This window comes from Frankia sp. CgMI4 (assembly GCF_001756285.1).
In the GTDB taxonomy this organism is placed as follows: domain Bacteria; phylum Actinomycetota; class Actinomycetes; order Frankiales; family Frankiaceae; genus Frankia; species Frankia casuarinae.
The window spans coordinates 80,561-101,485 of the sequence record NZ_MAQZ01000081.1; the positions used below are offsets into that span (position 1 = coordinate 80,561).

Sequence of the window (20,925 nt, forward strand, 5' to 3'; positions counted from 1 at the left end):
GCCGCCATGGTCGAGTGCCACCATGACGCAGTGTCCGTCCCTTCTGGTCGTACTCCCACCGGCTCGCTGTTCGACCCGTTGGCGGATGCCTACGCCGCGGCCAGGCCGAGCTATCCCGACCACATCTTCCGTGACGTCGAGCGGTTCCTCGGGCGGCCGCTGCGCGGCGCGGACGTGCTTGACGTCGGCGCCGGGACCGGCATCGCCACGCGTCTGCTGATCGGCCGGGGCGCGCGGGTGGTACCGGTGGAACCCGGGCCGACCATGCTGGCGCGGTTGCGCCAGCGCAGCCCCGGACTGCCCGCGGTGCGCGGGGACGGGGAGGCGTTGCCCTTCCGGGACCAGGTCGTCGACCTGGTCTGCTATGCCCAGGCATGGCACTGGGTACAGGTACTGACCGCCGCGGCCGAGGCCGCCCGCGTGCTGYGGCCCGGCGGAGCCCTCGCCGTGTGGTGGAACGACGTCGACGCCGAGGAGTACCGGTGGTGGCAGTGCCAGCAGGAACGGCTCGAGCGGATGAACCCCGGATATCACCGCGGGTACCGTGCGCGACCGTTCGCCGACGAGTTGCGGTGGACCGGCCACTTCAGGGRGGTTGTCACCCTGACCGGCCGGTGGCGGCGCCGGATTAACATCGATGACTACCTCACCTGGCAGCGGTCGAAGTCCTACGTCGCGGCCATCGGCGATCGCCTCGACGATTTCCTTGACGCGGAGCGTCGCACGATGCTGCGCGCCTTTCCTGACGGTGTCGTCGTCGAGCCGTTTCGTACGCTCCTGGTGATTGCCCAGGTTCCCGAGTAGCGCGCGGGAGAGACAGCGTGGGCGCCTCTGCCGAGGCTCTCCCGTCCGGTGATCTTCCCCTTTCTCTGACGCGCTGTGACGCCATGGTTCGGCCGATGTGACTTCGTAATGAACCGTGCGCACAGCGTCGCTTTTGGGGTGGCGTTGTTTTGTGGCCACCGGTACCTGCCTTGTCCCGAATTTTCCGATCCGTTAGTCTTGCGTCATTCGCACAGTGATGTCTGACTTCGCTGGCGTAGCGGAGTGATACGGGTACCCGTATCCGGGTCATTGGTCCGACCGGCGGCATGGTTTGGGAGCGACTCACGCTCGGGTTATCGCGGCACCGTACGGTCACCCTGAGTGTCGGGTGTCGGTGCCGGGACTGCCGACGCCCGATGGAGGAGGCGACGGTCATCATGCGGCTTGCCCCGCAGCAGACTGAGGCGACAGGGATAACGAGGATAACGCGCGACGGCACCCCGGCTGGCTGGGAGCCGCCGGCCGGGCCGGCGGCGGCCGCCGCGGCGAAGTTCGCGTACAACCCGGCGCTGGACGGGCTGCGGATCGTCTGTATCTACACCATCCTCGCCGGCCACATGGGTGCGATCCAGGCCAGCAACGTCGCCGTCGACGTCTTCTTCGTGCTGAGTGGATTTCTTATCACCACGCTCCTGCTGACCGAACACAGCCGGACCGGGACGATCTCGGTGAGTCGATTCCTGGTGCGCCGGGCCTACCGGCTGATGCCCGCGATGTGGGTGTACCTGCTCGTCGGGCTCGCGGTGACGGTGGCGTTCAAATGGAACGACATCCCCTTCCGGGACGACTACGTCGGGAGTGCGCTCTCCGCCTTTTTCAATGTCAACAACTGGTACAAGGTCCTGCATCCTGCCGCCGGTGGGCGATGGTTGGCCCACGTGTGGTCCCTGTCCCTGGAGGAGCAGTTCTATCTCCTGTGGCCGGGGCTGTTCCTGATTGTCAGCCGCTCGGACCGGTTCCGGGCGCACCTGCTGAAGATGCTTTTCGCCATGATCGCCTTCGCGGCGGTCTGGACCTGGACCGTGGCCGCCGGCGGCGCCCCGCACTCGCGGGTGTACCTCGCGCTGGACACGCACGTCGCACCGCTGCTGATCGGCTGTCTGCTGGCGGTCTGGCGTGACACCCGCCTGCGCGCCCTCGTCGCCGAGGAGCCGGACCTGGCCGCGCCGCGCCGCCGCCGGCACGCCCAGCAGATCGGCACGATGACCCCTGTCACGGCGGCGACGGTCGAGCGTTGGCGGGCGGGCCGTCGGATCGCCGATCTCGGCTTCGTCGCGGGGATCGGATTGATCTTCTTCGCCTTCCTTGGGCCGAACAAGGACGGTTATGACGCCAACTGGCTCGACCATGCCGCCTACCTGCCCAGCGCCCTGCTCGGTGCCGTGGTCATCCTGGGCGCCGACCTGCGCCGCGACGCCGGCTGGGTCCGCCTGCTCGGCAGTCCACGGATGGCCTTCCTCGGTAAGATCACCTTCAGTATCTACCTCTGGCACTATCCGGTGATCTCGGTTGCGAACGGGCAGCTGGTGCCCCGGATCGGGCTGTGGCCGTCGGTTGTCGTGGCGGYGGCGGTCAGCACGTTCATCGCGTACTTCTCGAACCGGTTCGTGGAGAAGCCTGCGCAGCGTGCCCGACCCCCGTGGGCCGACACCCCCCGTGGGCCCGCGCCGGGCGCGATCCCGGCGGCGCGGCCCGCTCCCGGAGACGACATTGGACCCGGCGCCGCCACCTGGGCGCGCATTCCCGAACCGGCCCGGGAGCCCGACCGCGGACGGTTCTCGCACCCGGCCGTCCCGCGGGCCGGCCGGTACGAGGGCCACCGGCACCACCGGTCCTGGGACCGGACCGGTGAATCCGGACAGCGTTACCGGCCTGACGGGGACCGCCGGGCCGCCGGGCTGTACACCCTTGACGAGGTGTATCCGGCTGGCGAGCCAGACCGGCCGGCACGCGTCGCGTCGGCCACGACCGGTCGGTCTGATCGGCTGGATCACGACCGGCCCGGCGATCCGCCCGGGGCCCGGTCGCGGGGTGGCTGGTCGGGCGACGGTGGCTGGTCGGGCGACGGTGGCTGGTCGTCGTACGAGGTCGGGTCCGATCAACCGGCGGGTGGCCCGGACGATGCCGATGAATGGGGTGATGAATGGATCGATGAGGGCTACGTCCGTCCTTGGCCGGGGTACGGGTACGGACTCACCGAGACCGCCGACCTGTCGTGGGCGGTGCGAGGCCGGCAAAACGGCGGCGAGGAGGCGCAGCGGCCGGCGGCCACGGACCGGGCATACACCGCCGAAATAATCTACGATCCTCGATCCGTCGTCGGCCGGCGGGGCGAACGTCACGAGCCCTGGACGGGTCACGAGCCCTGGACGGGTCACGAGCCCTGGACRGGTCACGAGCCCTGGACGGGTCACGAGCCCTGGACGGGTCACGAGCCCGGCCACTGGGGTGGCCACGAACGCCGGCTCGAGTACGACGGGCGACATGGAGTTGATCGCCAGTCGGGCTACGGCTGGTAGCCCGCGCACGACGGCGGGCCGGGATCCGCGTTCCGCTGGCTGCCCGAGGGCGCCGTAACCTCCAGGCCGGGGTAGAAGCGGGTGGAAGGGAAGGATGGTCATGATCGTTGCGGTCATGGGGGCGGGACGGCTCGGCGGGGCGATGCTGTCGGGGCTGCTGCGGTCCGGGCATGCCGCTCAGGACATCGTCGTGGCCGAACGTGATGCCGACCGGGCTGGTGAGATCGTGGCGCGTCACGGCGTCGAGGTGCAGGCGCCGACGGTGGCCGCAGCCAAGGCGGATGTTCTGATCATCGGGGTGAAGCCCCAGGACGTCGGGACCCTGCTGGCCGAGATCGGGTCGGTGGTCGCGAACGGGACGCTCGTGGTGTCGTTGGCGGCGGGCATCACCACTGATCTTCTCGAGGAGCGGCTACCTTCGCTTCCCCCGGTGGTCCGGGTGATGACGAACACCCCGCTKCTCGTCGGGGAGGCGATRTCGGCGATCTGCGGGGRCCGCTACGCCGAGGAGAAGCACCTCGCCACGGCAGAAGCCCTGCTGACGCCGGTCGGCCGGGTGACGCGGGTGGCAGAGTCCCAGCTCGACGCGGTGACGGCCCTGTCCGGCAGCGGACCGGCGTACTTCTTCTATCTTGTCGATGCGATGATCGAGGCGGGTGTGCTCCTTGGGCTGCCCCGCACCCTGGCCGCGGAACTCATGACCCAGACCGCCCTGGGCTCGGCGCGGATGCTGCRCGAGAGCGGTGAGCATCCGGCGCTGTTGCGGGAGGCCGTCACCTCTCCGGCCGGGACCACGATCGCGGCACTGCGGGAGCTGGACCGTCGCGGTGTGCGCGCGGCGCTCATGGACGCCCTGGAGGCGGCGAGCAGTCGGTCGCGGGAACTCGGCCGTAGTTGAGGGCACCCGGGTACCGGAGCACCCGGGCTCCGATGGTTGCCCGCCGTGGCGGGTAGGCTCGCCCGGTAACTTCCTCAACATAGATCGGTCGGGTACGTGGGTTCTGTCATCAAGAAGCGTCGTAAGCGGATGGCCAAGAAGAAGCACCGCAAGTTGCTGAAGCGGACGCGCGTTCAGCGCCGCAACAAGAAGTAGGCCGCTGCCAGGAAGTCAGGCCGCTGCCAGGAAGTCAGGCCGCTGCCAGGAAGTAGGTAGCGCACTAGGACGCGGGTCGCCCACCGGGGGGTGGGGCGTACCCGGGAGTCCGGTCGTACCTGGAGACAGTCGGCCGATCCGCGGTCCCCGGCGTCCGGTGTCCACCCCGCACGTCGCGAGTTCGTACCGCCATGCCGTCTCGTATCATGTGGCTTTGCGTGCTGTAACTGTCACCGTGTGACAGGCTGTTTCCCTCGGGTGGCAGCGTGGCCGGCCCGCAGCCAGGGAGACGGCATGACGGGATCGTGGATCAATTTCCTGTCCGACTACGGCGTCGACGATGCCTCTGTAGGGGTGTGTCACGGGGTTATCGCGCGGCACGCCCCGTCGGCGCGCGTCCTCGACGTCTGCCACGCCATCGCGCCGCAGGACGTCGGGCATGCGGCCGTCACCCTGGTCGGCGCGATCGGTTATCTTCCGATGGGGGTTCATCTCGTCGTCGTGGAGCGGCTCGATGCCGACGGTTACACCCGCGGCGCGGCGATCCGGAGCACGGACGGCTCGACCTTCGTCTGCCCGGACAACGGCGTGGCGTCGCTGGCCTGGGATGCGCTCGGTGGCGTCGCCGCGGTGCACGAGATCTCCAACCGGGAGCTGTGGCTGCCGCTGCCCACCGCGGTGTTCCGGGGACGGGACGTCTATGCGCCGGTCGCGGCCCGGCTTGCGGCCGGACTCGCCCTCACCGACGTCGGCCCCCGGCTCGACCCCGACGCGCTCACGCGTTTCCAGCCGCGGGCGTGCAGCGTCGACGACGACCATGTGCAYGGCGAGGTCGTGTCCGTCGACCACTTCGGCAATCTCTCGCTCAACATGACCCGGGCCGAGCTGGAGGCCGCCGGTATTCTGTTGGGAGATCTGGTCGAGGTCCGCGCCGGCAACCGCGTCATGCGGCTCACGTTCACGCATACCTACGGCGATGCGCCCCGCGGTGGAGTCACCTTGTGTGAGGACGCGTTGCGTCGAGTGATGATCGCAGTAAATTGTGGGCGAGCGGCCGACCTGCTGCGGCTGCGGCGCCAGGACGCGGTCGTCGTGGCGCAGCTGCCGAGGAGCCCGTCACCGGGACGCTCCATCCTGGATTTTCCGCTGCCGGCCCAGCGGTGATGCCGGCATCACCGCTGGGCCGGCAGCGTCGGCAGCGGCACCGGGCCTGGCCGGCGTCGATCCTCGTCCGGCTCGGACGGGTTGTTTTTCCCCTACTTTCCGTATTCGATGTGCGCGGCTGGCCTTACGCTGTGCAATGAGCGGTCGAGGGACGGGCGTACGATGAGCCCACGATCGGACCGCGTGAACCTTTCTCGGCCGGACATCGCGGCCCCCGGTCCCGGGGAACGGTGGCGCGCTCCGGTCGGCCTGGTTCGGGCTGCCCGGTCGCCCGGCCATCCGGTCCGGGTGCCGGGCTGGACCATGCGGGCGTTGCGGGAGACTGCCATGAGACCACGCCGTGTGTTGGTGACCGGTGTAGCGCGGCCGTTGGGGGCGCAGGTGGCGATGGCGCTCGCGGCTGACCCGGGGGTCGAGGCCGTCGTCGGGGTCGATACCACTGCTCCCACCAGCGACCTCGGGCGGACCCAGTTTGTGCGCGCGGACATYCGGCATCCGTTGATCGCAAAGGTGATCTCCACCACGGAGATCGATACGGTGCTGCATCTGAACGTGATCGCCACGCCGCTCGGTGCGGGTGGACGGGCCGCGATGAAGGAAATCAACGTCATCGGCACGATGCAGCTGCTGGCCGCGTGCCAGAAGGCGCCCAGTGTCACCAAGCTGGTCGTGAAGTCCACGACGTCGATCTACRGGTCGTCCGCTCGCGACCCCGCGCTGTTTACAGAGGACACTGAGCCGCGCGCCCTGCCCGCCGGTGGCTATGCCAAGGACGCCGTCGAGGTCGAGGGTTACGTGCGTGGATTCAGCCGGCGACGTCCCGACATCGCGGTAACCGTGCTGCGGTTCACCAACATCCTCGGTCCGCAGATCGACAGCCCGCTCGCGCGCTATCTGGACCTTCCGCTGGTTCCCACGGTCCTCGGCTTCGACCCCCGCATCCAGCTGCTGCACTCCGATGACGCGTTGGCCGTGCTGATGCGCGCGACCCGCCGCGCCCACCCGGGGACGTTCAACGTGGCCGGGGACGGTGTGCTCCTGCTTTCGCAGGCGATCCGCCGAGCGGGTCGGCCGTCCACGCCGGTGCCGTTCCCCGCGATCGGGGTGTTGGGCGGGATCGCCCGGCGGCTGCGGCTCGTCGACTTCTCCGCTGAGCAGCTTGACTTCCTCGCGCACGGCCGGGCCGTGGACACGACCCGGCTGAAGGAGATCTTCGGTTACCGGCCCCGGTACTCGACGATGGAGACCTTCGACAGTTTCGTCCGCCAGCGCGGGCTCCGGTTCACCATCGACCACGATCTGATCTCCCGAGCCGAGCACAGGATGCTCGATTCGCTGGCCCGACGCCGGCTGGTGGGAACAGGGTGATGGAGGGCGGTTGCGGCCCGCCGGGTGCGGGATCGGATAGGGGGGAGGCGGAACACGTGATAAAAGGTGACGAATCCCGGGGTGAAGCGCAGATCATGCCTTGGAAATCCGCCGCAGCCGATTCGGCTTCGCGTGACCCGGCTTCGCGTGACCCGGCTTTTCTCGACGAGGTTTCCCCCGACGAGGTCTTCCTTGGTCCAGCCGCCGCGTCCCCTCGCTCCTCGCTCAACGGTGCCGAGGCGACGCTGACCGAAAGCCGGTCGGCGGCGGGTGGGCCGTCCGACCCGGCGACGGGTCCCACCGCCGCTGCCGGGCCCGATGGCGCTGCCAGGACGGACGGTGCGCCACCGCCGACGGCCGAACCCGGTGATCTGGAGACGGCCCTCGCGGGAGCGCTGGCCTTCCTGCGGCGGCGCATCACCGGCGACTACGTCGTCGACGAGCACGGGTTTGACCCGGACCTCACCGAACACGTCGTCGCTCCGCTGCTGCGGCCGATCTACCGGGACTACTTCCGGGTCGAGACCCGGGGGCTGGAGAACATCCCGGACACGGGTGGCGCTCTGGTGGTGGCCAATCACTCGGGCACCCTGCCAATGGACGCGCTGATGATGGCCGTGGCCATCCTCGATCATCATCCGGCCCATCGCCACCTGCGCATGCTCGCCGCCGACCTGGTGTTCGCGGTGCCGTTCCTGGCCCCGCTGGCTCGTAAGATCGGCAACACTCTGGCGTGTCAGGCTGACGCGGAACACCTGCTGAACACCGGGCACCTTGTCGGGGTCTGGCCGGAGGGCTTCAAGGGCGTCGGCAAGCCGTTCAGCGAGCGGTACAAGTTGCAGCGGTTCGGGCGCGGTGGATTCGTCTCGGCCGCGTTGCGGACGGGTGTGCCGATCATTCCGTGCACGATCGTCGGAGCCGAAGAAATCTATCCTATGATCGGTAACGCGAAGTCGCTCGCTCGCCTGTTCGGGCTGCCCTACCTGCCGGTTACACCGACCTTCCCGTGGTTCGGTCTGCTGGGGCTCATCCCGCTTCCGTCCAAATGGATCATCGAGTTCGGGGAGCCGGTCCCAACGAAGACGTACACCGCTGAGGCGGCGGACGACCCGATGCTGGTGTTCGAGCTCACCGACCGCATCCGGGAGACCATCCAGCATACGCTGTACAGCCTGCTGATGCAGCGCCGCTCGGTGTTCTTCTAGGTTCTTTCCCGGCGCCGAAGGTGCTCTAGGCGCCCGCGGCCCGGCGCCGCAACGCCATGCCGGCGGCGACCCCGCCGGCGAGCGCGCCCACCCCGGCTGCCGTCGGAATGCCGATCTTGGCTGCCTTGCGGGCCGTGCGAAAGTCCTTGATCGGCCATTCGCGTTCCCGGKCCACGGTCTTCAGGTCCGGATCCGGGTTGATCGCGACCGGGTGGCCCACCAGGGAGAGCATGGGCAGATCGTTGATCGAGTCCGAGTAGGCCCAGCACCGCGACAGGTCCAGGCCCTCCCGCTCGGCGAGCGCCTGCACGGCCTCGGCCTTCGCCTGGCCGTGCAGCAGGCCGCCGACCAGGTGGCCGGTGTAGGTGCCCTCGGCGGAGACCTCACTGACCGTGCCGAGGGCGCCGGTGAGGTTCAGCCGCCGGGCGATGACCGAGGCGAGCTCGACCGGGGTGGYCGTGACCAGCCACACTCGCTGGCCCGCGTCAAGGTGCTGCTGGGCGAGCGCGTGCGTACCCGAGTAGATCTGCTCGGCCATCCGTTCGTCGTAGATCTCCTCGCCGTAACGGACGATCTCGGCCACCGTGCGCCCGGCGACGAAGGCAAGCGCGGTCTCCCGAGCATCCCGGATGCCGCTCGGGTCCTCGAGCCCACGCAGCCGGTAGGTGATGTGCTGCCAGCCGAACCGGATCAGGTCACGCGAGTTGAAGAAGTCCCGGGCGGCCAGGCCGCGGGCGAAGTAGAAGATCGAGGCGCCCGCCATCATGGTGTTGTCCACGTCGAAGAACGCGGCCGCCGACTCGTCCAGCGGAGCCCGCGGAACCTCCTCGGCCGCGACCTTCAAGGCGGCGATCGCGGCGGCCTCGGCGGCCTGCCTCGTCGTGGCCAGGTCCCTGCGTCGTCGCACCCTCATCGTCAACTCCATGCTGTCCGGGGCGGAGCAAGGGCTCGGCTCGGGAAGTGACCGGGGCCGCCACCCACCCCTTGTCGCCACCTCCGCGCGCCGCGATCCACGCCATGGTTCGCCGGCACGCCGTCAGAGTACGGTGCGGCACGACTTCGCGGCGGCCGCCGCTCGAACGTGACGGCGGGAAAGTGCCGGTGGAACAACGACCGGGCCGGGGTTGCGACGTGATCTGGGATATCGCTCACGGCGAGGGGCCCGGAGGTCAGGCCGTGCCTGCTGCGGGAAGGGCGCGGGCAAGTGTCCGAATTGCTCTGAACTGCAAGGATTTGACCGCCCCTTCGTTGCGGCCCATGGCCAGCGCGGTCTCGCGGACCGACAGCCCTTCGAGGAACCGGAGCGCGACGCACTCCTGCTGGTCCGGGCGCAGTTCGCGGACGGCGTCGAGCAGCTCGCGGCGGGTCAGCACGGCCAGGATCGACTCTTCGGGGCTCGGCGCCGTCAGCGCCGTGGCTCGGTGCTCGGCCGCGGCGAGGATGTCCGCCGTCGGGATCTCGAACCGGCGCCGCGCCGAGCGGGCCTGATCGACCAGCAGGTTGCGGGCGATGGTGATGAACCAGGCACCGATGTCCCGTCCCTGCCACTGGAACGTGCCGATGGAGCGGAAGGCACGCAGGAAGGTCTCGCTGACGATGTCCTCGGCGGCCACCGGATCCCCGCCCAGCCGGTACAGCGCGTACCGGAACACGAGGTTGGCGTACCGGTCGTAGAGCAGCCCGAAGGCGTTGACGTCACCTCGCCGGGCCCGGGCGACGAGCGCCGTCCGGTCGTCGTCGGCCGGATCGCCCTGAGGGTCCCCGACTCGCTCGCGGTCCTCCCGGGCGCCCACCGGGGACATCGCRTCCTGCCGGCGGAGGGGGCCGCGGCGCGGGGCGGCGAGGTCGACGAGGTCGACGAGGTCGGCGAGCGTGCATTCGGTCACAGCCCGGGCTCCGGAGGATGCGGTCGCGGCAAGGTGGGCCGGAAGGCCCGGCGCACATGGTTCCGTTAGTAGCTGAGTGTAGCCGGAGGAGGGAGCGCGGGAAGTCGGAGATCGTCCGGGCGCAGGCAGAGGGCGTCTTCCGGCGAGGTCCGGACCGGACCGCACGCCGGGGCCGGGGCCGGGCCCCTGAACGGACCTCGGTCCCACCGAGCGGTTCGGAAAGCCACTCGGCGGCGACGGGGATCGCGCCTACCATCGGGGAATGGACGACGGGTTGGAACAGGCGGATTCCGGCCGCGACGGTGTGCGTATCACACTGCTCACCCGGACGGGATGTCATCTGTGCGACACCGCGCGGGCGGCGGTCGTCCGGGTCGCCGAGCAGGAGCAGGTCGGGTGGCGGGAGGCCGATGTCGACGCCGATCCCCAGCTTGCCGACGCCTACGGCGACCGGGTGCCGGTCATCCTGCTCGACGGCCGGGAACACGGTTACTGGCGGGTGGAGGAGGACCGGCTGYGGCGGGCGCTCGCCGGCGGCCGGTGGGCGCTGCGCCCTGCCAAGGGTGGTCGCTGATCAGGGGGCCGGCTCTCCTCGGCACTTCGTGAATCCCTTCACGAAGTCGTACACTGCCCGAGGACAGCCGACTTGTGGCGCCGACTACCGCACGCCGGGACTACCGCACGCTGGGTGTCGGCGGGGCCACGGATTCGGGCCCATAGCTCCGGGCGTAACCGCGCGCCTAGAGATCGGAGCCGCGGATGAGTCAGCCACGGCGTCGCCCGGCGGTGATCCGGCGACGTACACGTAGTGACACGGCTTCCAGGCGTTCCTCCGACGTTCCGGAGGCGACGGTCGCGCGGCTTCCGCTCTACCTCCGGGTGCTGACGACATTGGCGGAAAGCGGGGTTTATACTGTGTCTTCGGACACGCTCGCGGCCGCCGCCGGAGTCACTCCGGCCAAGGTTCGCAAGGATCTGTCCCATCTCGGTTCCTACGGCACGCGGGGCGTCGGCTACGAGGTGGATGTCCTGCTCGACTGCATCGCCGCGAAACTGGGCCTCACCGAGGACAGAGCGGTTGTGCTGGTGGGAGTCGGCAACCTCGGCCACGCCCTGGCGGGTTACGGCGGCTTTTATGCCAGGGGCTTTCGGATCGTGGCCCTGGTCGACGCGGATCCCGAGCGAGTCGGCGAGCGGGTCGGTGAGGTTGTCGTCAGTCCCGTCGGCGATCTCGAACAGGTGATCGTCCAGGGTCAGGTCACGATCGGGATGATCTGCACGCCGGCAGCCGCGGCGCAGGGGGTGTGTGATCGTCTGGTCGCTGCCGGGGTCACCAGCATCCTCAACTTCGCCCCCACGGTGCTTTCGGTACCCGACGGTGTGGACGTGCGTAAAGTCGACCTTGCCGTGGAACTGCAGATCCTCTCGTTCCATGAAGCACGTAAACGTCCGTCGCCGGCACGGGACACATCACCGAGACGGGGCGCGAGATCCACACCGGGCGCCGGCTCCGGGCGTGACGCCGTGCCGCCGCGCCGGGCGCGCCCGGCGCGGCGGGCGCCCTCGGCACGCGAGGCGCTGCCAGGCGGCGACGAGGTCCTCGCCGCGCTCGGGGCGGCGGGCCTGGACGGGGTGACGAGCGCGGACGGGACGGAGCCCTCCGCGGGCAGGCTGGAGACCGATACGGATGAGGTCGTGCGGGTGACTCGGCAAGTAGGCATGACTCGTCCGGCGGGGGCAGCTCGTCCGGCCGGGATGGCTCGGGACGATCGGCCGACCCGGGATGATCGGGAGGGGGAACCGGGCGCGGTGCGCCTGGAGCACACCCCGGAGCCTGGATCGCCGGCGCGCGGGACGCTGCCGGCCGCGGGAGCGCTGATGGCCGGAGGTGAGGCGTCGTGAGCCTCCTGGTGGTCGGGCTCAACCACCAGACCGCGCCCACGTCGTTGCTCGAACGCACCTCGGTCTCGGCCGAGGACATCCCGAAGGTCCTGCACGATCTGGCCGAGGGCACCCACGTCAGCGAGGCTGTGGTGCTCTCGACGTGCAACCGCATCGAGATCTATGCCGAGGTTGAGACCTTCCACGGCGGGGTCGCCGACATCTCCGACCAGCTCAGCCGGATCTGTGGGATCGACCTCGGTGATCTTGCCGGCCACCTGTACGTCCACCACGAGGCGCGGGCCATCGGGCACCTGTTCTCGGTGGTGTGCGGCTTGGACTCCATGCTTGTCGGGGAGAGCCAGATCCTCGGTCAGGTACGCACGGCCTTCCGGGCCGGTCAGGCCGCCGGGGTGGCGGGCAGCGCGCTGTCCGGCCTGTTCCAGGCCGCGCTGCGGGTCGGCAAGCGGGCCCACTCCGAGACGTCCATCGATGCCGCCGGCGCCTCCATTGTCTCGGTGGGTGTCCGGCTGGCCGCTTCCGGCCTGGGCCTCCACAGCGAGGTTCCGGCCGTGCCGGTGGCGCCGCCGGGCGGGCGGGCGCTGGACGGGGGAGGAGTCGCGGCCGAGGGGCCGCGACACGCCGTGACGCCCGAACCCCCGCCGTTGGCCGGGACCCGGGTGCTGCTCATCGGTGCCGGCGCGGTGGGATCGCTGGCCGCGCAGACCGTCCGGCGAGCTGGCGCCGGGGAGGTTGTGATCGCGAACAGGACCGCCGCCCGGGCGGCCCGCGTCGCCGAGGCCCACGAGGCCCGGGTCGTCGGTCTCACCGACCTGGCCCACGAGATCACCATGGCGGACCTGGTGATCTCCTCGACCGGCGCGAGCGGTCTCGTTGTCGAGCACGAGCTGGTTGCCGCGGCCCTGCCCGGCCGGGCAGGGCGCCCGCTGGTCTTCCTCGATCTGGCCCTGCCGCACGATATCGACCCGGGGGTGCGCGAGCTGCCCGGGGTGAGTCTGATCGACCTGGACGCACTGCGCATCGCGCTGGACGGCGCCCAGGTGACGCACGACGTGGAGGCGGTCCGCGCGCTGGTCGCCGCCGAGGTCGCGAGCTTCCTCGACCGCCGGCGGGCGGGCCGGGTGGCGCCGACCGTCGTCGCGCTGCGGGCCCACGCCGCCGCCGTGGTGCGTAGCGAGCTCGCCCGGTTGCACACCCGCCTGCCCGACCTCGACGATCGGGAGTGGAGCCTGGTGGAGGGCTCGGTCCGGCGCGTCGTCGACAAGCTGCTGCACGCCCCGACCGTGCGGGTACAGGAGCTGGCCGGGGCGCCCGGTGGGGACGCCTACGCCGAGGCCCTGCGGGAACTGTTCGATCTGCCGCGTGAGGTGCCCGCCGTGGTGTCCGCGCCTGACCTTGATCTGCTGGAGCGTTCGTGACGGGGATCGACCCGACGAGTACCGATCCGACGAGCATCGGCGCCACGGGTACCGGCGCCACGGGTACCGGCGCCGACCTGCTGGCCCGTTTCGCCGGCCGCCGGCTGCGGCTGGGAACACGGCGCTCGGCGCTGGCGCTGGCCCAGTCCGGGACGGTCGCTGCCACCCTGCGGGCGCGGGTGGGCTGCGCCGTCGAGCTGGTGCCGATCGTCACGGCGGGGGACCGCTCGTCCGGGGAGATCAGCCAGATCGGCGGGACCGGCGTCTTCGTCAGCGCGCTGCGCGACGCCCTGCTGTCCGGCGAGATCGACCTGGCGGTCCACTCGTTGAAGGACCTTCCGACGGCCACCCCACCCGGTCTGGTGCTCGCCGCGGTCCCGCCGCGGGCGGACCCCCGGGACGTGCTGGTCGCCCCGAGCGGGCGGCGCCTGGCCGAGCTCAGGGCCGGCGCCCGGATCGCGACCGGATCCCCACGTCGCGCCGCGCAGCTGCGTGCTCTCGGCCTCGGGCTGGAGGTCGTCACGATCCGCGGCAATGTCGACACCCGGTTGAAGAAGGCCATCGACGGTGAGGTGGACGCGGTCGTCCTCGCGCACGCCGGGCTGGCGCGGCTCGACCGGCTCGATGCCGTCACCGAGATCCTCGAACCCACGGTGATGCTGCCCGCGCCCGGCCAGGGAGCCCTGGCGATCGAGTGCACGGGCGGTGCCGGGCTCGTCGTGGCCGGTCCGGCGCGCGCTCTGGTGCCCGCCGGGCCGGGTTCAGGTCCCGCTGTGGGACAAACCGGTGGCGAAACGTGGTCAGATGGCGGCCAGCCCGTCGATACGGGCCTCGCCGAGCTGCTACGGTTTGTGCTCGATGACGCATCGTCGTCCGTCGCGGTCAGAGCGGAACGCGCGTTCCTCGCCGGCATCGAAGCTGGTTGTACTGCCCCGGTCGGCGCCTTGGCCGAGCTTCTTCCGGAGCTGGCCGAAGGAGCCGCGGCGGAGGCCGGCGGTGCGCCTCCCGCGGGTCGTCTGTGCCTGCGGGCGGTCGTCGCCGCGCCGGACGGAAGCGATGTCCTCCGGCGTGACGTCACCGGATCCGCCGTCGACCCGGAGGCGCTCGGGCAGCGCCTCGCGGACGACATGCTGTCCGCCGGAGCACACTCGCTGATGGGAACCCGCTGAGCATGGCCACCCGACGAACGAAGAAGCCCGTCTCCCCGGTCGCCCTGGTGGGTGCCGGACCGCGTGACCCCGGACTGCTCACCGTCCTCGCGGTCGAGACCCTGGCCGCCGCCGACCTGGTGGTTGCCGATCCCGAGGTGGCGCCGGCGGTGGTGGAGAACCTCACCGCCGAAGTGCTGCGCATCGGCGACCTCGAGGCGCCGAAGCCGGTCCGTGACGCGGAGGCGGYGACCGCCGCGGTGGTGAGCAGGGCCCGTGCCGGTGACAAGGTGGTCCGGCTCTACGCCTCCGATCCGTGGCTGACCCGCATCGGCGCCGCGGACGCCCAGGCGCTCGCGAAGGCCAAGATCCCCTATCGGGTGGTGCCCGGCATCCTCACCGGCGCCGCGGTCGCGACCTACGCCGGGGTCGCCCCGGGCGCGCCGGTCACCTTCGCCAGTACCTCCGGGGTCTTCTCGTCGTCGGGCACCGTGCCGGCGTCCTCGCCGTTCGGCGGGAGCGAGCCGGTGGGTCCGCTCACCGGTCCTCCGTTCGGGGCCTCGCGGCTGGGCGGACGGCCGATCGCCGGTCTCGGGGGCGGGCTCGGCGGTGGCCTGGGAACCGGCGGGTTCGGCTCGCCGCTGGGCCTCGGTGCCGCGGGCGGCTTCGGCGGGTTCGGTGCGCCGATCTCCTCCCCCGGTGACCTGGACTGGGGTGCCCTCGCCCAGACCCCGGGCACCCTCGTGGTCACGGCGGCACCGACGGAGGTCGGCAAGGTCGCGGCGGCGCTCGTCGAGCACGGGCGGCCCGGTGACACCCCGATCGCGGTGACCGTGGACGGCACCACCACCGACCAGCGCACCGTCACCTCGACGCTCGACCGGGTCGAGGCGGACACGGCACCGCTGTTGACCGCGGCCCCCACCCCGATCACCCAGGTCGTGCTGTCCATCGGCCYGGTGGTCGCGACCCGCGGCAAGCTCTCCTGGTGGGAGACCCGGGCGCTGTTCGGTTGGACGGTGCTGGTCCCGCGGACCAAGGAACAGGCGGCGATCCTGTCCGACCTGCTGCGTTCGCACGGCGCAAGCCCGCTGGAGGTGCCGACGATCGCCGTCGAGCCCCCGCGGACCGCCGCCCCGATGGAGCGCGCGATCACCGGTCTGGTCTCTGGGCGCTACCAGTGGGTGGCCTTCACCTCGGTCAACGCGGTCAAGGCGGTGCAGGAGAAGGTCRAGGAACGCAGCCTCGACGCCCGCGCGTTCGCGGGGGTCAAGGTTGCGGCGATCGGCGAGGCGACGGCCGACGCGCTGCGTACCTTCGGTATCCGGCCCGATCTCGTCCCGTCCGGGCAGCAGTCCAGCGAGGGGCTGCTGGCGGACTGGCCGGACTTCGACGACACCCTCGACCTGCTCGACCGGGTGCTGCTGCCGCGTGCCGACATCGCCACCGAGACCCTGGTCGCCGGCCTGAAGGAACGCGGCTGGCAGGTCGATGACGTGACGGCCTACCGCACCGTGCGTGCCGCTCCGCCGCCCGCATCCATCCGGGAGGCGCTGAAGGGCGGCCGGGTCGACGCGGTCGTCTTCACCTCATCCTCGACCGTGCGCAACCTGGTCGGCATCGCCGGCAAGCCCCACGAGACGACGGTGATCGCCGTGATCGGTCCGGCGACGGCCGCCACTGCCCAGGAGCTCGGGCTGCGCGTCGACGTGCAGGCTCCGGAGGCGTCCATCCCCGCCCTTGTCGGGGCGCTGGCGGAGTTCGCTGCCGAACACCGGGAGGAGCTCGGGAAGATCGGGCCGCTCGCTGCGCGGTTGCCGAAGCCACGGCGAGGCTCGCGGCGGTGAGGGCGCAGGCCCGGGGGAACGGGGCCGGGGCCGGGGCCGGCTATCCGACGGCACGTCCCCGCCGGCTGCGCCGCTCGTCCGCGCTGCGCCGGCTGGTCTCGAACGTGCGGTTGCACCCGTCCGACCTGGTGCTGCCGATGTTCGTCAAGGAGGGCGTGGCCGATCCCGTTCCACTGGCCTCGATGCCTGGTGTCGTCCAGCACACCCGCTCCTCGCTGCGGGGGGCGGCCGTCGAGGCCGCCGAGGCCGGCGTGGGCGGGCTCATCCTGTTTGGTGTGCCCGCGGAGAAGGACGCCCGGGGCTCGGCCGCCGACGACCCGGACGGCATCGTCCAGCTCGCGCTCGCCGATCTTGCCTCCGAGGTCGGTGGCGACGTCGTCCTGATGACGGACCTGTGCCTGGACGAGTACACCGACCACGGGCACTGCGGTCTGCTCACCGACTCCGGGGAGGTCGACAACGACGCCACCCTGGCGCGCTACGGCGCGATCGCCGTGGCGCAGGCCCGTGCGGGTGCCGAGGTCGTCGCGCCGAGCGGGATGATGGACGGCCAGGTCGGCGCGATCCGGGCCGCGCTGGACGCGGAGGGCTTCGTCGACCTGCCGATCATCGCCTACTCGGCTAAGTATGCTTCGGCGTTCTACGGGCCGTTTCGCGAGGCCGCCGAGTGCGCCCCGCAGTTCGGGGACCGGACCGGTTACCAGCAGGATCCGGCTCGCTCGGCCGAGGAGGCCCGGCGCGAGGTCGCGCTCGACCTCGCCGAGGGCGCGGACGCGGTGATGGTGAAACCGGCGCTGGCCTACCTGGACGTGCTGCGGGCGGTGGCCGACACGGTGGACGTACCGGTGGCGGCCTACCAGGTGTCGGGCGAGTACGCGATGGTGGAGGCCGCCGCGGCGGCCGGGTGGATCGACCGGGACCGGGCGATCGACGAGACGCTGACCGCGATCTCCCGGGCCGGGGCGGACATCATCCTGACCTACTGGGCCACCGAGGTTGCCCGCCGCTTGGCCGCCGCCCGCTGACTGTCCCCCTCGGTGACGATTCCTGTCCGCCGGCAGCTTTCTGGACAGGTATCCGGGCGGGAGGCCGCGCTCAACGGAGCGGGCCGCGCCGGGAGCGGGCCGCGCCGGACCGGTGGGTGACCACCGCGAGGCGGCGCCCCGACGTGCCGGGTCGTGGGTGCCCGGCTGATGTGCCGGTCGTCCGTCCGCGCAGGATCTGATGGACTCTGGACCACCCGGCCGTATTGCGATGCGCTGATGTGATGCGCTCCCGTCGCCCAGCTGGCCGCCCATCCGGTCACAGTCCCGTGCGCCTGCTCTCCACGATGGTGCCGGAAGCTCGACATGTGCGGAAAGTGTTCGGCATGTTGCCCGAAGTAGGCCGGCGGGTTGGCCAAGGTGGGGCTGTGCGTCGCGGCCTTCCTGTGTCGGCGTGGGTGGGATCTCCCCCGTGATGATCGACCATTGGTTCGGAAGATACCCCCACCGGGTACCGGTACACCATACGGGGGGAGGGTATGTTCGGGAGGTGGGACGGGCGCCGGTGGGYCGGTGGGTCGGGCAGATCCATTGGGGCCGGGGCGGCTTACAAGAGGAGACGAGGAGACGGGAACGGCCATGACGACAACCGCCTACACGACCACCTACACGGTGGCCGGGATGACCTGCCAGCACTGCGTCCGATCCGTGACCGAGGAGCTCGCGCGGCTGCCGACCGTGTCGGACGTCGCCGTGGACCTGGCCGAGGGTCGGGTCACMCTCGTCAGCGATGGCGTCGTCGAGGACGGCGCCGTCCGGGAGGCCGTTGCGGAGGCCGGATACGAGCTTGTCGGGCGGGCGTAGCGCTTCGGTGGTGCCAACGGTGCCGGTGGTCGGCGGGTGTGTCCGCTCCCACCGCCCGTGACCGGCGGTACCTTCCGGTCCGCCGTCAGGAATCCGCCGTAAGGGGAGAGCTGATGACCACTCTCGACGTCGGAAGGGGTCACCCCGCGCGGATCGAGCTCGCGATCGGCGGGATGACCTGCTCGTCGTGTGCYGCGCGGGTGGAACGCAAACTCAACAAGCTGGACGGCGTCACCGCTTCGGTGAACTACGCCACCGAGAAGGCCACCGTGACCCTCACGGACACGGAGGCCCCCGCGGTCCGTCTCGACGATCTGATCCGCGTGGTCCAGGCCGCGGGCTACTCCGCGGCCCCGGCCGCCGGACGCGCGGCTGACACCAGGGCCGAGACGGCGGCCTACACCGGGGCCGAGACGGCAGCCGATGCCGAGGCTGACACCGAGGTCGTAGCCGGCACCGCGGCCGAGCAGGTGGCGGGTGCGGCGGATGCCAAGGACGGCGGCGCGCAGGACGGCGGCGGCACGCAGGACGACGCACCCGGCGCGGCGCTGCGGGCGCTGCGCGTCCGGCTGGCGGTCTCGGCGGCGCTCGCCATGCCGGTGATCGTACTGGCCATGGTGCCCGCCTGGCAGTTCGACTACTGGCAGTGGGTCTCGCTGGCCCTGGCGACGCCGGTCGTGCTCTGGGGAGGCTGGCCGTTCCATCGGGCCGCGGCCCGGGGCGCCCGGCACGGTGTCGCGACGATGGACACCCTGGTCTCCCTCGGAACGCTGGCCGCCTTCGTCTGGTCGCTGTACGCCCTGTTCCTGGGCGGAGCGGGCGAGCCGGGGATGCGGCACTCGTTCTCGTTCACCGGCGGATTCYCGGGCCCGGAAGCCTCGGCCGGCGAGATCGTCCACTCGGGGAGTGGTCACGGCACCGGCGGGAGTGYCCACGGCGGCGCGGGCACGGCCCTCTACCTGGAGGTCGCCRCCGGGGTGACGGTGTTCCTGCTCGCCGGCCGATTCCTGGAGTCACGTGCCCGCCGGCGTTCCGGCGCGGCCCTGCGGGCGCTGCTCCACCTCGGGGCGAAGGACGTCACCGTGCTGCGCGTCCGGCCGGCGGACGGCGCGCGGGGGACTGGCCTGCGGCGGGTCGAGGAGCGGATCCCGGTCGAGGCGCTGCGGATCGGGGACGAGTTCGTCGTCCGTCCGGGCGAGAAGATCGCCACCGACGGCGTCGTGCTTGATGGGCTGTCGGCGGTGGACGCGAGCATGGTCACCGGCGAGTCGGTGCCCGTCGAGGCCGGCCCGGGTGACGCGGTTGTCGGGGCGACGGTGAACGTCGGCGGGCGGCTCGTGGTCCGGGCCACCCGGGTCGGTGCCGACACGCAGCTGGCGCGCATCGCCCGGCTCGTGAYGGAGGCCCAGAGTGGCAAGGCCCGCGTCCAGCGCCTCGCCGACCGGGTCTCGGCGGTGTTCGTTCCGGTGGTGATCATTTTCGCACTCGTCACCCTCGGGGTCTGGCTGGCTCTCGGGCAGCCGGCGACCGACGCCTTCACCGCGGCCGTCGCCGTGTTGATCATCGCCTGCCCCTGCGCGCTGGGCCTGGCCACGCCGACGGCGCTGCTGGTCGGGACGGGACGCGGTGCGCAGGTGGGCATCCTTATCCGCGGCCCGGAGGTGCTGGAGTCGACGCGGCGGGTCCAGACCGTCCTACTCGACAAGACCGGCACGGTGACCAGCGGGCGGATGCAGGTTGTCGCGGTGCTGCCGGCTCCCGGCGAGGAGGCCGCCGAGGTGCTCCGGCTCRCCGCGGCGGTGGAGGACGCGAGCGAGCACCCCATCGCCCGGGCGATCGCCGACGCGGCCAGGGAGCACGCGGTGGCCGCTGGTGCGGCTGGGGAGCACGCGGTGGCCGTCGGTGTGCTGCCGCCGGTCGCGGACTTCGCGAACACCGCGGGCCTCGGCGTGCGCGGCACCGTCGAGGGGCATGCGGTGCTCGTCGGGCGGCCCCAGGTGTTCGTGGAACTCCYGGACGCGCTCGCCGCCGAGCTGGACCGGGAACGGGCCGCCGGGCATACCGCCGTCGTGGTCGGCTGGGACGGCCGTCCCCGTGGACTGATCAGTGTCGCCGACACGGTGAAGCCCACCGCGGCCGCGGCCGTCGCCGATCTGCGTCGGCTCGGGCTGCACCCGGTCCTGCTGACCGGGGACGCCGAGGCGGTCGCCCGGTCCGTCGCCGCCGAGGTCGGCATCGCGGACGAGGATGTCATCGCCGAGGTCCTGCCCGAGGAGAAGGTCGCGGCGGTCCGTCGCTTGCAGGCGCAGGGCCGGGTCGTGGCCATGGTGGGCGACGGGGTGAACGACGCCGCCGCGCTCGCCCAGGCCGATCTGGGCCTGGCGATGGGCGGCGGCACCGACGCGGCGATCGAGGCGTCGGATCTGACGCTTGTCAACGCGGATCCCCGCCTGGTGGCGGATGCTATCCGACTGTCGCGCGCCACCCTGCGCACGATCAAGGGCAATCTGTTCTGGGCGTTCGCCTACAACGTGGCCGGGCTACCGCTTGCCGCGACCGGTCTGCTCAACCCAATGATCGCGGGGGCGGCGATGGCGTTCAGCTCCGTCTTCGTCGTCACGAACAGTCTGCGGCTGCGGCGTTTCACCGCACTGCGGCCGGCCTGAGCGGGTCCGGCCTGAGCGGGTCCGGCCGGAGCGGTTC

The 20,925-nt window shown here is 71.4% G+C and carries 17 protein-coding genes; 15 read left to right on the forward strand and 2 right to left on the reverse strand.

Annotation, left to right across the window (positions count from 1 at the left end; genetic code table 11):
• The first annotated feature begins 6 nt into the window (after window positions 1-6).
• From Manayef4_RS14350 to Manayef4_RS14375, 7 genes are all read left to right on the forward strand, one after another.
• Complete coding sequence (locus tag Manayef4_RS14350) at window positions 7-804, forward strand: class I SAM-dependent methyltransferase (RefSeq protein WP_070131922.1); 798 nt, start codon at window positions 7-9, stop codon at window positions 802-804.
• A 398-nt stretch (window positions 805-1,202) separates the two neighbouring features.
• Window positions 1,203-3,344 (forward strand): acyltransferase, encoded by a 2,142-nt coding sequence (locus Manayef4_RS14355; protein WP_083282477.1) that lies wholly within the window; start codon window positions 1,203-1,205, stop codon window positions 3,342-3,344.
• Between the two features lie 100 nt (window positions 3,345-3,444).
• The gene (gene proC / locus Manayef4_RS14360) at window positions 3,445-4,242 is read left to right on the forward strand and encodes a pyrroline-5-carboxylate reductase (RefSeq protein WP_175443392.1); all 798 of its coding nucleotides are present in this window, start codon (window positions 3,445-3,447) and stop codon (window positions 4,240-4,242) included.
• A gap of 96 nt (window positions 4,243-4,338) precedes the next feature.
• Window positions 4,339-4,437, forward strand: a complete 99-nt coding sequence (locus Manayef4_RS23090) for an AURKAIP1/COX24 domain-containing protein (protein ID WP_003948845.1) — start codon at window positions 4,339-4,341, stop codon at window positions 4,435-4,437.
• Between the two features lie 294 nt (window positions 4,438-4,731).
• A complete protein-coding gene (locus Manayef4_RS14365; protein WP_023839822.1) occupies window positions 4,732-5,601 on the forward strand; it encodes an SAM-dependent chlorinase/fluorinase in 870 nt (289 codons plus the stop codon).
• 327 nt (window positions 5,602-5,928) lie between these two features.
• Window positions 5,929-6,969 carry an NAD-dependent epimerase/dehydratase family protein gene (locus Manayef4_RS14370; protein ID WP_070132019.1) on the forward strand — a complete coding sequence of 347 codons (1,041 nt, stop codon included), beginning with the start codon at window positions 5,929-5,931 and terminating at the stop codon, window positions 6,967-6,969.
• A gap of 95 nt (window positions 6,970-7,064) precedes the next feature.
• The gene (locus Manayef4_RS14375; protein ID WP_011434942.1) at window positions 7,065-8,174 is read left to right on the forward strand and encodes a lysophospholipid acyltransferase family protein; all 1,110 of its coding nucleotides are present in this window, start codon (window positions 7,065-7,067) and stop codon (window positions 8,172-8,174) included.
• Window positions 8,175-8,199: 25 nt separating this feature from the next.
• Here the strand turns inward: Manayef4_RS14375 and Manayef4_RS14380 are convergent, their stop codons facing one another.
• Together Manayef4_RS14380 and Manayef4_RS14385 are read right to left on the reverse strand one after the other, a co-directional pair.
• The gene (locus Manayef4_RS14380) at window positions 8,200-9,087 is read right to left on the reverse strand and encodes an HAD-IB family hydrolase (protein ID WP_070131925.1); all 888 of its coding nucleotides are present in this window, start codon (window positions 9,085-9,087) and stop codon (window positions 8,200-8,202) included.
• 256 nt (window positions 9,088-9,343) lie between these two features.
• Window positions 9,344-10,060, reverse strand: coding sequence for a sigma-70 family RNA polymerase sigma factor (locus Manayef4_RS14385; protein WP_011434944.1), 717 nt, complete (start codon window positions 10,058-10,060; stop codon window positions 9,344-9,346).
• 262 nt (window positions 10,061-10,322) lie between these two features.
• Here Manayef4_RS14385 and Manayef4_RS14390 point away from each other — a divergent pair, with 262 nt between their 5' ends.
• The 8 genes from Manayef4_RS14390 to Manayef4_RS14425 all read left to right on the forward strand — a co-directional run bounded on the left by Manayef4_RS14390 (window position 10,323) and on the right by Manayef4_RS14425 (window position 20,888).
• Window positions 10,323-10,634, forward strand: coding sequence for a glutaredoxin family protein (locus Manayef4_RS14390; RefSeq protein WP_070131926.1), 312 nt, complete (start codon window positions 10,323-10,325; stop codon window positions 10,632-10,634).
• Between the two features lie 212 nt (window positions 10,635-10,846).
• Window positions 10,847-11,962 (forward strand): redox-sensing transcriptional repressor Rex, encoded by a 1,116-nt coding sequence (locus tag Manayef4_RS23095; protein WP_232234864.1) that lies wholly within the window; start codon window positions 10,847-10,849, stop codon window positions 11,960-11,962.
• Window positions 11,959-13,380 (forward strand): glutamyl-tRNA reductase, encoded by a 1,422-nt coding sequence (locus Manayef4_RS14400; RefSeq protein WP_011434947.1) that lies wholly within the window; start codon window positions 11,959-11,961, stop codon window positions 13,378-13,380. Before Manayef4_RS23095 ends, Manayef4_RS14400 begins: the two co-directional genes overlap by 4 nt.
• Window positions 13,377-14,549, forward strand: coding sequence for a hydroxymethylbilane synthase (gene hemC / locus Manayef4_RS14405; protein WP_070131927.1), 1,173 nt, complete (start codon window positions 13,377-13,379; stop codon window positions 14,547-14,549). Before Manayef4_RS14400 ends, hemC begins: the two co-directional genes overlap by 4 nt.
• 2 nt (window positions 14,550-14,551) lie before the next feature.
• On the forward strand, window positions 14,552-16,375 hold the full coding sequence (locus Manayef4_RS14410) for a uroporphyrinogen-III synthase (RefSeq protein ID WP_070131928.1): 1,824 nt from the start codon (window positions 14,552-14,554) through the stop codon (window positions 16,373-16,375).
• Entirely contained in the window at window positions 16,372-17,400 is a 1,029-nt protein-coding gene (hemB, locus tag Manayef4_RS14415; RefSeq protein WP_023839819.1) for a porphobilinogen synthase, read from the forward strand. Before Manayef4_RS14410 ends, hemB begins: the two co-directional genes overlap by 4 nt.
• A 597-nt stretch (window positions 17,401-17,997) precedes the next feature.
• The gene (locus tag Manayef4_RS14420; RefSeq protein WP_011434951.1) at window positions 17,998-18,222 is read left to right on the forward strand and encodes a heavy metal-associated domain-containing protein; all 225 of its coding nucleotides are present in this window, start codon (window positions 17,998-18,000) and stop codon (window positions 18,220-18,222) included.
• Window positions 18,223-18,335: 113 nt separating this feature from the next.
• Window positions 18,336-20,888 (forward strand): heavy metal translocating P-type ATPase, encoded by a 2,553-nt coding sequence (locus tag Manayef4_RS14425; RefSeq protein WP_070131929.1) that lies wholly within the window; start codon window positions 18,336-18,338, stop codon window positions 20,886-20,888.
• Window positions 20,889-20,925: the final 37 nt, after the last annotated feature.

Coding starts and splice junctions, on each gene's coding strand:
- Manayef4_RS14375 (WP_011434942.1), top strand. CDS start 7,065: ATGCCTTGGAAATCCGCCGCAGCCGATTCGGCTTCGCGTGACCCGGCT.